Genomic DNA, 14363 nt, shown 5'->3' with positions numbered 1-14363 from the left:
TAATTTGCCCTCAAATTTAAAGCGTATCGAATTTACATGTCAGATATTAAAACTCTCCGTAATATTGCCATCATCGCGCACGTCGACCATGGTAAAACGACTCTAGTCGACAAACTTTTACAACAATCAGGTGCTTTGGGTGAACGCGCGGGTGAGATCGAGCGTGTCATGGATTCAGGCGCTATTGAAAGTGAACGTGGTATTACCATTCTTGCAAAAAACACTGCAATCAAATGGTTAGATAAACGTACTGATACCGAATACCGTATCAACATCGTGGACACCCCGGGACACGCCGACTTCGGTGGTGAAGTTGAACGTGTAATGTCGATGGTTGACTGCGTACTTCTTCTTGTTGACTCACAAGAAGGCCCAATGCCACAAACTCGTTTCGTAACGCAAAAAGCGTTCGCACGTGGTTTGAAACCAATCGTAATTATTAACAAAGTGGACAAGCCAAGCGCGCGTCCTGATTGGGTAATTGACCAAGTATTCGATTTGTTTGATAACTTAGGCGGTACTGACGAACAGTTAGACTTCCCAATTGTTTATGCTTCTGGTCTTCGTGGTGTGGCTGGTCCTTCTCCAGAAGAACTTGCTGAAGACATGACTCCGTTGTTCCAAACAATCGTTGACATCGTTGAACCACCAGCAGTTGACGTTGATGGTCCATTCCAAATGCAAATTTCGTCTTTGGACTATAACAGCTTCGTAGGTGTAATCGGTGTTGGTCGTATCCAACGTGGTTCAGTAAAATTAAACACACCTGTAACTGTAATTGATAAAGAAGGTAAGACGCGTAACGGTCGTATCTTAAAAATCATGGGTTACCACGGTTTAGAACGTATTGACGTTGAGTCTGCTCAAGCGGGTGATATCGTTTGTGTAACGGGTATTGATGAACTTCATATCTCTGACACAATCTGTGATCCTAAGAATGTTGAAGCTTTACCGCCATTGTCTGTAGATGAACCTACAGTATCGATGACGTTCCAGGTAAACAACTCACCGTTTGCTGGTAAAGAAGGTAAATTCGTGACTTCACGTAATATCCGTGAACGTCTTGACCGCGAATTGATTCACAACGTAGCACTTCGTGTTGAAGATACTGACAGTCCTGACCGTTTCAAAGTGTCTGGTCGTGGTGAACTTCACCTTTCAGTTCTTATTGAAAACATGCGCCGTGAAGGTTTCGAGATGGGTGTATCTCGTCCGCAAGTAATCTTGAAAGAGATTGATGGCGCAATGCAAGAACCGTATGAAAACGTAACTTTTGACGTTGAAGAACAGCACCAAGGCGCTGTAATGGAACAAATGGGTCACCGTAAAGGCGAAATGACCAATATGGAAGTTGACGGTAAAGGCCGTATCCGTATTGAAGCAACTGTTCCTTCACGTGGCTTGATTGGCTTCCGTTCTGAGTTCTTGACCATGACTTCTGGTACAGGGATCATGACATCAAGCTTCTCTCACTACGGTCCAATGAAACAAGGTACTGTTGCGAAACGTCAAAATGGTGTGTTGATCTCTATGGTTCAAGGTACTTGCCTGGGCTATGCATTGTTCAGCTTGCAAGACCGTGGTCGTCTATTTGCTAAGCCTCAGTTAGAAGTTTACGAAGGTATGATCGTGGGTATTAACTCTCGTTCAGACGATATGGTTGTTAACCCAACTAAAGCGAAACAGTTAACTAACGTACGTGCTTCTGGTACTGATGATGCGTTAACTCTTGTTCCTGCAATTGAATATACGCTTGAACAAGCGCTTGAATTCATTGAAGATGATGAGCTTGTTGAAGTAACACCTAAGTCAATCCGTATTCGTAAGCGTTGGTTAACTGAAAACGAACGTAAACGTAACCGTTCTTAATTATTTAATTAAATTAAGAATTGAAAAAATGCTATCACGTCAGTGATAGCATTTTTTTTTGTTTATAATTAGAAAATCAATATGTTCAACATGTTAAATTCCAAGTAAATTACAGGGAATTATGACCTGTTATAAATGCATTACCGCATCATACAGTTCTCAAAATATATTAATAAAGAATGCTTTAAAGATAAACTGGAGAGAAGATATGAGTATTATTCAAGAATTTAAAGAATTTGCCATTAAAGGCAATATGATGGATTTAGCAATTGGTGTCATCATTGGTGGCGCTTTTGGTAAAATCATTGATTCATTGGTTAAAGACATTATTATGCCTTTAATTTCCGTCATTACTGGCGGCGGCGTAGATTTTACCCAGAAATTCTTTGTATTAGGTGCTAACCCGAATAATTTGCAATCTTTAGATGAATTACAGAAAGCGGGTGTGAACGTACTGACTTACGGGAACTTTTTAACGATTTTAATTAACTTCCTCATCTTGGCCTGGGTCGTATTCCTGTTGGTTAAATTCATGAACCGTTTGCGTAAACAGGAAGGACCGGTAGAGGAAACACCAACCACTCCGGCCGATATCGAATTGCTGCGTGAAATTCGTGATGAATTGAAAAAACGCCCACAACTGTAATTTCTTTTCTGAAATAAAAAAAACGGTGCTGAATGCGCCGTTTTTTATTCCTTATTTATACCCTCTCCTTTTAGGAGAGGGCTAGATCCCCTTGCGGAATATATTACTCACCTCCTAAAAGGAGAGGGAACTCGAAAGGGCTACTAATCCATCCGAAACTTAATTTCCAGTAAATGCCAGCCAAACTGGCTTTTAATTGGGCCATGTAGTTCACGTTCAGGCAAAGTAAATACGGCTTTATCAATCGGGCCGACTAACTGACCCTTTTTGATATCGCCAAGTTCACCGCCTTTTTTCCCCGAGGGGCAAGTGGAATGCTGTTTGGCAATTTTGGCAAAATCTGCCCCATCCTTAATTTTCTTTTTTAGCTGTTCAGCAAGCACTTTGTCCTTGACCAAGATATGTCGAACGATGGCAGATTTCATGCTTTGCTTCCTTTAATGGCTTTCTGAGGGGCTATTTTAACTTTTTTTAAGGGCTGACACTCTGGACAAAACACCGATGCACGCTGTCCGAGCTTTAAATTTTCCAAAGTGGTTTCGCAATTGACACACATTTCACCGGCACGGCCATAGGCCAGCAGGGTTTGCTGGAAATAGCCATTTTCACCCATGGCATTGCTATAGTCACGTAAGGTCGAGCCACCGAGATCAATAGCCTGTTTTAAAATACGTTTGACCTCTACCACCAATTGTTCAATTTGCTGAAAACTCAGACTGGAAGCGGGTTGAGCAGGGTGAATGCCCAGGTTGAACAGGCTTTCAGTAGCATAAATATTACCTACACCTACCACAATATGGTTGTCCATAATGGCAACTTTGGCAGCGACATTTTTCTTTTTGAATTTCTGAAACAGATATTCGGCATTAAATGCCTCGCTTAAAGGCTCTGGACCTAAAGTGTCGATTAGTTTGCTTTGCGAGTTTTGATCCAGCCATAAAATACAGCCAAAACGGCGAGGGTCGTGATATCTGAGTTCAATATCTTCAAATTGAATGATCAGATGATCATGCTTACGCAATTCCGTGTAGTGATCACACAAGCGGAAACTACCCGACATTCCCAAATGCCAAAGCATGCTGTCATGTTCAAATTCAGCCAAAATATATTTGGAACGACGTGTAAGCTTCCGTAATTTTTGACCTCTGAGTTTTTGAATGTCGTCCGGAATGGGCCAACGCAAACTGGATTGACGAACTTCAACATTCAGCACGGTTTGTTCTAAAAGGGAGAGCAAGCTTGTTTTCGTCGTTTCGACTTCAGGTAATTCGGGCATGTTGGGTTCAGGAATGTATAGATAGAGCTAATATCGGGTTATCTGTCAGGGAATACAAGTGTTGCTTTGGCATTGTCATGCATCAAACGATGCTTTTATTTCAGCAGTTTAAATTTTATAAATAGGGTAAAAATATATCAATTGGTCTAATTTTAGCTCAGACTGAATTTTAAGAATAATTAATTTTTATTTGCAACTAATTTGTCTAATAAATTGAAAAATAATGAAATATTTAATTTTAATTAAACTAATAGTTATTCATTTATATTAATTTATAACTTTTTATTTTATTGGTAATAAAAAAAAGGCTGACATCCCTAGGGGTAAATTAGGTAATTTTCACGTAATAATATCAATTTAATGAATTGATTTTTACCTAAAAACTTCCCATATTCTGGTTCTCTCATGAAAAAATTTAGTCTAGCTCTATTGCCTGCATTGATGTTGGCTGCCATGACCCAAACTCAAGCCGCTGAAGCATTTGACCCAAATGGTCAGTATTTGCTGGGGGACTGGAACGGTAAGCGTACCGAACTGGCTGGGAAAGGGGTGAAATTTGACGCCAATATTGCTGCTGATGCAGCCTATTTAGCCAATGGTGGACGTGATGAGGGCAATGCGCCGACTGTAGCGAGCCAATTCTGGTTAGGTTCAACCTTGGATATGGAAAAACTGGCAGGTTGGGAAGGTGTGACGATTCGTGCTGCAATGAGCGCGCGTCAAGGTCAAAGTACCACTGTGGATGATTTACAGGATCGTTCAGCCCCACAGTTGGCCAATGTGCAAGCGAACTATGGTCGTGGTAATCAAAAGACACGTTTAAGTGAACTGTCGATTGAAAAGAACTTTAAAGAGCAAGGCGTGAGCGTCAAAGTCGGTCGTTTAGGTCTGGGGATGGACTTTAACATGATGGCGTGCGATTTTCAAAGCACCGCATTTTGTGCAGCGCAAATGGGCAAATGGCAAGGCAGCATGTGGATGAACACGCCTGTTTCACAATGGGGTGGCCTTGTGAAATATCAGGTAACGCCTGAAGTGTTTACCCAAGTTGGTGTTTATGAATACAACCCTGAAAATGCTTTGGAACGTCACGGCTGGAATCTGGATACCGACAATGCCGATGGTGTAACCATTCCGGTAGAAATGGTATGGCAGCCTAAATCATTTGTGAATGGCTTACCGGGGAGTTACCGTGTCGGTGGGATCTATAACACGGCAGATGATGCCAAGAATCAAAAAGATATTGCCAATACAATTGATGCTAAAAACCGTACCTATGGTGGCTGGTTGGCTGTAGAACAGCAATTAACTTCTACAGGCAGTGGCCGGCAAGGTTTGCATAGCTTTGCCAACTTTACCTGGCATGACCGTACCACCACTAAGGTGGATAATTCACAACAACTGGGTGTGAAATATATCGGCCTGTTTGATTCACATCCGAATGATATTTTAGGTCTGGCGGTGAACCGTATACATGTGAACGATCGTGTAACAAACCCTGTATTTAATGCCAGTGCGGAATATAATGTGGAATTGAACTACAGCTACAATCCAACCAAATGGCTGATGATTCGTCCAAACTTGCAATACGTGATCAATCCCGGTTCAACCAACAATGTGGATGATGCATTTGTGTTGGGTTTAGGAACAAAAATAGTGTTCTAACTTTAAAAAAAAGCAGGTACTGACCCATGCAAAGTAAAAAGCTTATGATGTCCTTCCATACGAGTTTGCTTTGCTTAACGGCATGTATCTGCCAAAACCTGTATGCTGAAACAGGTTCTACGGAACCTGTTTTGCTTCCTACCCTGAAAATAGAAGCGACACGTACCGATACTGACTGGTTGCAAACACCGGCTTCTGTGTATCGAATTGAACAAAATAACAATACGAATAATCTCGGTGTAAATCTTTCTGAAACTTTAAAAGGCGTACCGGGCTTACAGCTGAATAACCGCGAAAATTACGCCCAGGATTTACAGATTTCCATGCGCGGTTTTGGCGCACGTTCAACTTTTGGTGTGCGTGGTATCCGCTTATATGTTGATGGTATTCCAGCAACCATGCCGGATGGGCAGGGCCAGACTTCAAATATCGATTTAAGCAGTCTGGATCATATTGAAGTGCTGGGTGGACCATTTTCAGCCCTGTATGGCAATTCCTCTGGCGGTACAATTTTGACTACGACCAAACAGGGCGAAGGTAAAGATTCCATTGAACTGGGTTATTCAGCTGGCAGTCAGCATAAAAGCCGTGCCGATGTGGTGTTGCAAGGTGGTGCAGATCAGGCCAGCGAACCGAGTTATGTGGTCAGCTCATCCTACTTTGATACTAATGGTTATCGAGACCATAGCGCTGCCCGAAAAGTTTTGAGTAATGCCAAACTGATTTGGGACCTGGATGACGGTTCCAAGCTCAACTGGATTGTGAACCATGTCGATATTAACGCGGATGATCCGCAGGGCCTAAGCCGTCAGCAGTGGAAAGCCAATCCCAGACAGGTCAATGATGCTTCCAATCAATACGATGTGCGTAAAGAGATTAATCAAACCCAGACCGGTCTGACCTGGTCAAAACCCGTCAATGATCAGCATGAACTGTATGCCATGGCCTATCTGGGACACCGTGAAGTGACCCAGTATCAATCGATTCCTCGGGCACCGCAAAATAACCCGCGTCATGCCGGCGGCGTGATTGATTTTAGCCGTGATTATTATGGTACAGATTTGCGTTGGACAGGCAAAGATTTGCTCCCAAATACACGTCTAACGGCGGGTCTGGCCTTTGACTATATGGATGAAGACCGTCAGGGGTATGAAAACTTTAATGCCAATGGGCAGTTTGGCGTAAAAGGTAATCTACGCCGTGATGAACAGAATATCCTGTGGAATCTGGACCCTTATTTGCAGGCTTCCTGGGATTTCGTGCCACGCTGGACATTGGATGCGGGGCTGCGTTATAGCAATGTGCATTATGAGTCCAAAGATCACTATATTGTCACAGGCAATGGGGACGATAGCGGCAAGACCGACTATGACAAAGTCCTGCCTTCAGCGGCTTTAAGCTGGGAGATTCGCTCTGATCTAAATGCGTATGTGAGCTATGCCAAAGGTTTCGAAACACCGACCTTTACCGAAATGGCCTATTCTGCAAATGATGGCATGAATTTTAATCTACGCCCTGCCAGCAGTGATAATTATGAGCTGGGGGTTAAAGCGCAAAATGTGTGGGGCAATTTCACCGCAGCAGTATTCCAAAGCAAAACACAAAACGATATTGTTTCTGCGGGAACAGTGGATGGTCGTGCGACCTATAAAAATGCCGATAAAACTTTGCGTGAAGGGCTAGAGCTGTCCTGGAACAAAAATCTATGGCGTGATTTAAGCGCGCAAGCCAGCTACAGCTATATTGATGCTACATTTGACACAGCGATTCCAGACAGTACTGTGCAGAAAGGCAGCAAGATTCCTGGCATCGGCAAACATCAGGCTTTTGCTTCTTTAGGCTGGCAGCCGGAAACCGGCTTTAATGCAGGTGTCGATGTCCGCTATATGGATAAAGTCTATGTAGATGATGCAAATAGCGATGCTGCACCAAGCTATAGCGTCGTTTCGGCCAATGCAGGTTATGTGTGGAAACAGGCCGACTGGAAAGTCCGGACTTTTGCCCGGATAGATAATCTGTTTGATAAAAACTATGTAGGCTCAGTAATTGTAAATGATGGTAATGGGCGCTTCTTTGAACCAGCGGATGGTTTGAACTGGAGTGCAGGATTAACTGTGAGTAAAGTATTCTAATAAGGGGAAGCTAAGCGTGGCGTTATTATTTCAACCAGTTCAGTTTGGTTCATTAAAACTGAGCAATAGAATTGTGATTGCTCCAATGTGCCAGTATTCGGCAACGGAACAAGGAGAAGTGACGTACTGGCATGAGCAGCAATGGGCCAACTATGCCTTGTCCGGTGCAGGTTTATGTATTGTTGAAGCAACAGCAGTGCAAGCTGAAGGGCGGATCAGTTATGCCGATTTGGGACTGTGGAATGATACGCAGCGTGATCAGATGAAGAGCTTGCTCAATAAGGTAAAAAGTCTCTCTCCAATGCCGATGGCGATTCAGCTGGCGCATGCCGGGCGTAAAGCCTCTACCGATAAACCCTGGGCGGGTCGTGGGCAGCTGGCACCTGATCATGCCCAGGGCTGGCAGACCGTTTCAGCAAGCGATATTCCGTTTAATCCGGCAGACCATGCACCGCATGCATTGACGCAGGATGAGATACTGACAGTGATTCAAGACTTTGCAGAAGCGGCCAAGCGTGCCGTGGATGCCGGTTTTGATTTAATCGAAGTACATGCAGCCCACGGTTATCTGCTACATCAATTTATGTCGCCGTTATCGAATCAACGTCAGGACGAATATGGTGGCAGTTTCGAGAACCGCATTCGCTTAACGCTGGAAGTGTTACAGGCCATGAAAAATGCAGTACCAGAAGGTTATCCAATCGGTGTGCGTATTTCTGCAACGGACTGGATGGAGGGACAATACAGCTGGGATATCGAGTCTTCAATCGGTCTGTCCAAAGCTTTAGAACAACTCGGCGCGGCATATATTCATGTGTCGAGTGGTGGCTTACATAAAGATCAGAATATCCATCTGGAAGCCAATTATCAGGTTCCGTTTGCCCATGCTGTTAAGCAGGTAGTCAGCATTCCTGTGATTGCTGTGGGTTTAATTACCGAAGCGATGCAGGCCGAAGGAATTTTGCATTATGAGCAGGCAGATGCGATAGGCCTTGCCCGTGCTATGCTGTACGACCCTCGTTGGCCATGGCATGCTGCAGCAGAATTGGGTGAAAATATCCAAATCGCACCGCAATATTTGCGTTGTCAGCCGCATGGATTAAAAGCGCTGTTTACTGCATTTTAATTAATCGTCATTCTCAGCCATCAACTTTAAAACAGATACCAAATTTGGTCTTTCAAGTTTGGTTTTTTAGCTTGATGGTTTTTAGTCAAAGGATAATTTCAATATGGTTTTTACGGTCATCGTGCCTATCTTTTTCCTCTTGGCCTTAGGTTATCTGTCCGTAAAATTCCAGCTACTCACCAAAGAACAGGTTAATGCTGTTGGGGCTTTTGTCATTAAAATTGCGCTACCTGCTTTATTTTTCCAGTCTTTGGCTGCAAAAGATTTGCATGAAATCTGGTATCCCGAATACTTTTTTGTCTATAGCGGCGTGACTTTTATTTTATATGCTGCGGCATTTTTTATTGTTTCCCATTATTTTAAAAATAACCGTTCGCAGTCTGCGGTTCTGTCGCTGGGTGCGGCAATGTCGAATACCGGATTGATTGGTACTGCAGTATTGTCCTTACTGATGGGGCAAAAGGCGATGACTTATACCTCTTTGGTGGTGATCATTGAAAGTGTACTGCTTATTCCAGTTGTACTGATTTTGGCGGAACTGGGAACGTCACAAAAAGCCAATTTTTCCCAAATTATCCAGAGCACACTCGTCACTTTGTTGAAAAATCCCTTGTTTATGGGGGTCATGCTGGGGATTGCCTGTGCCATCTTCCAGATTCACATTCCTAAACAGCTGGATCAGGTCTTGTTGCTATTAGGGCAAACCGCTTCACCTTTGGCGCTGTTTTCTATTGGTGGCGGGATTGTTGGCTTGACCTTGAAATATGTGAATACACAAAGTTTTTATCTGGTGATTTCCAGTAACCTGATCATGCCGTTGCTGATGTTTTTAGGCTTAACTTATTTGACCGATGTCAGTCAGGAAATGGTCTATGCTGGAACTATCATTGCAGCCTTACCGATGCCGACCATTTTTGGCATGTTGGGTCAAGCATATGGTTTAAATGAAAAAACTTTAACCCCTTTGTTGATGAGTACCATTTTGGGCTTTGTGGTGATCAGCGTTTTAATTACGCTTTGGTGGGCTTGATGTTTTAAATATTGGCCATCTTAAGCGCAAAAAAGCCCCGATGATGGGGCCTTTTTAATATTCAAGCTTTAGCTTTTCTTTTCAGCAGCTTTAGACGGGTTTTTGGCTTGTTCAGCAATCATTTTATCCACCACAGCTAAAGATTCTTTCGCTTGCAGAATATTTTCTTTGGCTAAAGCCTCAAAAATCTTTTTCGCTTCAGGCAGGTTTTGCGGAACGATTTTACCGTTTGCAAACATGTTACCCACAGCCATTAAAGCAGGAATATAGCCTTTTTGTGCCAGATCCTGAATGCTCTTTAAGCCTTGCTTAATTGGCGCTTCATTTTTGTTTTTAAAACCCAGACTGATGTCATACAAAGCTTTGGCATGAATGGCCTGATAATTGCCTTTTTTGATCAGCGGATCTAATTTTTGCAAAGCCAGTTTATCTGATGCTGGTGTGCCTTCAGAAAACAACAACACTGCTAAATCTACACTGGCATCATCAAAACCTTGCTTAGACGCTTTTTCTAAATACTGTTTGGCCTTTTTAGTGTCTTGGGAAAGACCTAAAGTACCAGTCATGTAGTTTTTACCTAATACATAATTGGCCACCGGATAGCCTTTGTTAGCCGACTCTTGATACAGCTTGATGGCTTTTTTCTCATCCTTGGTGGTTCCTTGACCGGTTTGGGTCAGGTAGGCCAAATTATAAATTGCCTGTGCATTACCTGTTTGGGCTAATTTATCCAGTTCCTGATAAGCACCTTTCATATTGTTGGCTTTGACCAGTGTTTCTATTTTGGCAAATGCTGGATCAATCGAATTGGTTGCCATTTCAGCCATCGCGAAATTTGAAGACAAAGCGATAAGGCTCGCAAGTATAATTTTTTTCATATTTTTAAAAACCTTTTATAAACATGCACATAATTCCATTTATGTGTTTGAAAATGGATGTGGAACACTTCATACAACATCATAAGTTTATTTATGTGAATGTAAATACATGATTTGTGCATTGCAATAAGATTTCATAGATATTTACATAATCACTACTGGATAAATTTGGTACTAAAAATATTAAAGTAGCCTTAAGTGATGTGAGCATAAATGGTTTTGTAGTTTAAAATTTAAAACCATCAAGCACAGACAGATAAAAATATGCAGTAGCGAAACGGCACTTTGTTTTTAAGCCAATCTTTGTTTAAATCGCGGCTGAATTTATTTGTGAGTCTAAGCATGTTCATCAAAGCCATTAAACGCGCCTATGATCGGGTCAATCTGGACAGCAATATTCCTGAAGAAGATAAAATTGACGCTTTGCTGATGAAACTGGGAGCTGAATATTTGGTCAGTAAAGATGACCGTGTCTATATCTTTAAAAAAGGTGAGCTTGAAGCAAAATTTGATGCCAAGCATGCGCGTGATTATTCATTTAAAGAATATGTTTGCAAAGACATGAACAAGCTGTTTCATAGCTTTTAATCTTGGACGGATCTGGCCAGTCAAATTGGTAGATATGCACCGTTTAAGTATTTCAATCCGTTCAGCATTACTTTAAATGCATAAAAGCCTCCAAATATGGAGGCTTTATGATGAGCAAATATCTAAAGCTTAAATAACTAAAGTTTCAATATTTATTGTGGACGTGCCACGTCACCATTTAATGCTTCAGGCAAAGCTAGAACTTTTAATCCCAACTCTTCCAGCGCAGCAGGTTTTGCCACAACCAATGCCTTATAGCCACCATCCACAGCAATACTATTGACCACTTCAACATCATTGTTCAATTGGGTTGCAGCAGCAGGGGCATCGCCTGTACCTTGAACCAGATGCAACCAGTGTTTTGGTTTTGCCTTGAACCACAGACGCGCAATAATTTCCTGACCCAAATAACAGCCCTTGTCGTAATGTACGCCTTCACGTTGATGCAAACGCAGTTCTTGCGGCTGGAATTCTTGGGAAGTATTCGCTTCAATCCAGGCCTGACCTGCTTCAATCGCTTGAAGCTGCCAAGCTGCGATATCGGTTTCGTTTGCGGAAAAGTCAGTGCTAGCGCCATTGAGGGTAGGATAAACTTGACCGACTTGTTCCAGTTTCATTTTCGAAAAAGCACCAAACTTTTTAATGTGTTTGGCGAATTCTTCGGCCTGATCGGCAGTGACCACAATTTCGAAACTTTCCGGATTGATTTTTTTCAGCCATAAGCCAAACAGGATACGTCCTTTTAAACTACAGATCGCGGTATAGCGAGTCAGGTTTTCTGCCAAAGCTTCAGTATTTAAAGTGACCTGACCTTGAAGGAATTTTTGCGCATCTACACCATTTAAAGTGAATAGCGTAAAAGCAGTAGACGTTGCCATGACCAGCCTCTGGTTATATTTCACAAATTATTAATGCAGATATTTTGCAGCAAGCAAGACAGATAGGCAAACAAAAAGCCCATATTGCTATGGGCTTGCAAGATTAAAGAGGGTACTTTAGGTCAGTGATGTGCTGGTGGTGGAGTATTACAGTCAAACTTGTCACCACAGATGCGGACAAATTCCATCATACCTTGATCTTCATGATCCAGAATATGGCAGTGCTGAACAAAATCACCTTCAAACTTTTTATAGTGTGATCTAAGGATGATACGATAGCCGCCCGGTTTCACAAAGATAGTGTCTTTGAATACACCTTTTAAACCACGGTACTGGGCATCAACCACGCCACCTGTTTCATCTTTGACCTCATTATCGGCAACACTGACATCAACACCATCAGGATCTAAAATTTTGACAATTTGGAACGGGTTGACGTGAATATGGAATGGATGCCCGCCGACTATACTTCTGAGTTCCCACTCATCTGTTGCTCCAACTTGTAATTGACGCACATAATGGCCATTAATAGATCCCGGACCTTCAAACAGATCTCCAAAACTAAGAGACCTGGTTGGGTTGCTTATATCATGACTGAAGCCAAATTTAGGGCCTCCAGGGGAGCCAAAGCCACTGATAATAAATGAATTAAATTGAGTTGGTCTTGCCGCAACCTCTTGATCGATTTCCGGGGTCATCAGTGAGGCATGATCCGCAAATGCTGAAAGATTCAGTTGTGAGAGCTGAGCTTGAATCTCTTTGTTTAAACCAATTTTTTTCGCCTGTGCTTGCAGGAACTGGGCTGCTGTTTGTGCTGACTGCTTGCTGGCTTTGACATTAACCCATCCGATCAGTTGTGCGTTTAAAGGGTTATTCGGTGCGAGTTGTGGCTGGATTTGGTCTGGTAATGCTGAATTGATTTGGTCATCCACATTTAACACTGTGTCATAAATACAGTATTTATTGCTGGTCGGGAAGGCGACCATGGCATCTTGACGATAACCTGGATGGAATACAGAAAGTGTTCGGGTTTGTACATGATTCATGGTTAAACCATCTTGAGCAATGGTGTTGACCTGTAAACTTTTCAGGCGATCAAACGCTTCTTTCTGGTTTTTTTCTTGATAAGATGAACAGGCCTGAATGGTTTGTTCGGCAGTATAGTTTTTAGAGTCAGGAAGTTCTTTAATCATTAAACCGATGGTATCTCGAACACCGCCATGAATCATGCGCCAACGATTAAATTCATTCTGCACTACTTTCATCTCTCCTAAAACTTTGCCATTGATGGAGGTGTGATATTTATCCGCTCCCCACGTGGCCGGAGAATTTAGACCGGAATTAACATAATCTTCCAGTATCCCTATCCCTACACAATTATCGGGATTGGTAAGGGTACCGTCTGAATCGTTGCATCTGTATTGAATTTGTTGAAATAACAGGATTTTTTCATTCGAATTGCTGTTTTTGGCTTTATCTTTCCACAGAATATCCATATCTCCAGTTTCGGTGATTTTGCCTTGTTTATATTTTGGCACTCTTGAACCTTCAACAATGAGTGGACCAGCCATACCGCTGGAAACTTGAATCGCTGTTGAGCCGTGCACGTGAGCATGATACCAAAAGGTTCCAGCAGGATGGTTTTTTTCAATTTTATACTGATAATCAAATTTTTCTTGTGGGGCAATTCTTAGGAAGACATTATCACCGTTGCCTTGAGGGGTGACCCAGAACCCATGCGTATGAATGTTGGTGGTATTGAAGCAATTTGGGTTGTTGATATTCTCTACATGATGAGGACAGGTTTCTTCCGATTCGACTGGAAGCTGGTTATTTACGTTCAGATTCAGAGTTTCACCTTGTTTGATACGAATTTGTGGTCCCACCAAGAGATCGTTAACGTAATCACCCTCTTGTTTTTTATTCAATAAGCTGGGGTTGGTTAAATAGCCTCGCAAGAGAACTGGATTCCATACTTTCGTATTGGGGTTATAGAGCTTATTGAGTTTATAAGTAACAACAAGTTCGTGTTTGCCCTTGGCATTTTTTTGTAATAAGGGTGGGTTGCTAATCACTGAATCAGATGCTTCGGGATTAGGGTGAGATGGATGTGATGGGTTGGATGGATGCGATGGGTCTGATGGATGTGACGGGTTAGAGGGATGCGATGGGTTGGAAGGATTGTTATTGTCATTCCAACCTTGTATCCATAGCGCTAACACCGCTGCTATGACTCCAATAATGGCTATTTGTAACATTTTATTTCACCTTCATT

The 14363-nt window shown here is 42.4% G+C and carries 12 protein-coding genes; 7 read left to right on the top strand and 5 right to left on the bottom strand.

The genetic code is table 11. The features are described 5' to 3' along the window. Positions 1 to 36 precede the first annotated feature (36 nt). Both typA and mscL read left to right on the top strand, forming a co-directional pair. Entirely contained in the window at positions 37 to 1869 is a 1833-nt protein-coding gene (gene typA, locus ACE01R_RS11885; protein WP_395551418.1) for a translational GTPase TypA, read from the top strand. A gap of 208 nt (positions 1870 to 2077) precedes the next feature. Next, a complete protein-coding gene (mscL, locus tag ACE01R_RS11880; protein ID WP_395551417.1) occupies positions 2078 to 2515 on the top strand; it encodes a large conductance mechanosensitive channel protein MscL in 438 nt (145 codons plus the stop codon). A 143-nt stretch (positions 2516 to 2658) separates the two neighbouring features. Here the strand turns inward: mscL and ACE01R_RS11875 are convergent, their stop codons facing one another. Beyond that, positions 2659 to 2940 (bottom strand): peptidylprolyl isomerase, encoded by a 282-nt coding sequence (locus ACE01R_RS11875; RefSeq protein ID WP_180044018.1) that lies wholly within the window; start codon positions 2938 to 2940, stop codon positions 2659 to 2661. After that, positions 2937 to 3791 (bottom strand): bifunctional DNA-formamidopyrimidine glycosylase/DNA-(apurinic or apyrimidinic site) lyase, encoded by an 855-nt coding sequence (gene mutM, locus ACE01R_RS11870; protein WP_395551416.1) that lies wholly within the window; start codon positions 3789 to 3791, stop codon positions 2937 to 2939. Before mutM ends, ACE01R_RS11875 begins: the two co-directional genes overlap by 4 nt. Before the next feature lie 405 nt (positions 3792 to 4196). Between mutM and ACE01R_RS11865 the strand changes: the two genes are divergently transcribed. The 4 genes from ACE01R_RS11865 (at position 4197) to ACE01R_RS11850 (ending at position 9744) form a co-directional block, all read left to right on the top strand. Then, positions 4197 to 5456, top strand: a complete 1260-nt coding sequence (locus tag ACE01R_RS11865; protein WP_395551415.1) for a carbohydrate porin — start codon at positions 4197 to 4199, stop codon at positions 5454 to 5456. 26 nt (positions 5457 to 5482) lie between these two features. Then, positions 5483 to 7588 (top strand): TonB-dependent receptor domain-containing protein, encoded by a 2106-nt coding sequence (locus ACE01R_RS11860; protein ID WP_395551414.1) that lies wholly within the window; start codon positions 5483 to 5485, stop codon positions 7586 to 7588. A gap of 16 nt (positions 7589 to 7604) precedes the next feature. Then, a complete protein-coding gene (locus ACE01R_RS11855) occupies positions 7605 to 8714 on the top strand; it encodes an NADH:flavin oxidoreductase/NADH oxidase (protein ID WP_395551413.1) in 1110 nt (369 codons plus the stop codon). A gap of 103 nt (positions 8715 to 8817) precedes the next feature. Further along, on the top strand, positions 8818 to 9744 hold the full coding sequence (locus ACE01R_RS11850) for an AEC family transporter (protein ID WP_395551404.1): 927 nt from the start codon (positions 8818 to 8820) through the stop codon (positions 9742 to 9744). A 68-nt stretch (positions 9745 to 9812) separates the two neighbouring features. Here ACE01R_RS11850 and ACE01R_RS11845 read toward each other — a convergent pair whose 3' ends face one another. Further along, positions 9813 to 10622 carry a tetratricopeptide repeat protein gene (locus tag ACE01R_RS11845; protein ID WP_395551403.1) on the bottom strand — a complete coding sequence of 270 codons (810 nt, stop codon included), beginning with the start codon at positions 10620 to 10622 and terminating at the stop codon, positions 9813 to 9815. 342 nt (positions 10623 to 10964) lie between these two features. Between ACE01R_RS11845 and ACE01R_RS11840 the strand changes: the two genes are divergently transcribed. Beyond that, positions 10965 to 11210: a hypothetical protein gene (locus tag ACE01R_RS11840; protein ID WP_395551402.1), complete on the top strand. Its 246-nt coding sequence runs from the start codon at positions 10965 to 10967 to the stop codon at positions 11208 to 11210. A 152-nt stretch (positions 11211 to 11362) separates the two neighbouring features. On the opposite strand, the gene ACE01R_RS11835 is transcribed toward ACE01R_RS11840, so the two are convergent. Both ACE01R_RS11835 and ACE01R_RS11830 read right to left on the bottom strand, forming a co-directional pair. Continuing rightward, a complete protein-coding gene (locus ACE01R_RS11835) occupies positions 11363 to 12088 on the bottom strand; it encodes a YgfZ/GcvT domain-containing protein (protein WP_395551401.1) in 726 nt (241 codons plus the stop codon). A gap of 122 nt (positions 12089 to 12210) precedes the next feature. Beyond that, the gene (locus ACE01R_RS11830; RefSeq protein WP_395551400.1) at positions 12211 to 14346 is read right to left on the bottom strand and encodes a multicopper oxidase family protein; all 2136 of its coding nucleotides are present in this window, start codon (positions 14344 to 14346) and stop codon (positions 12211 to 12213) included. Positions 14347 to 14363: the final 17 nt, after the last annotated feature.

It is taken from the genome of Acinetobacter sp. BSP-28 (assembly GCF_044130285.1).
Taxonomy (GTDB): Bacteria; Pseudomonadota; Gammaproteobacteria; order Pseudomonadales; family Moraxellaceae; genus Acinetobacter.
Note: the sequence above shows the minus strand (reverse complement) of the source record. Positions and strands in the feature narration are given on the sequence as shown.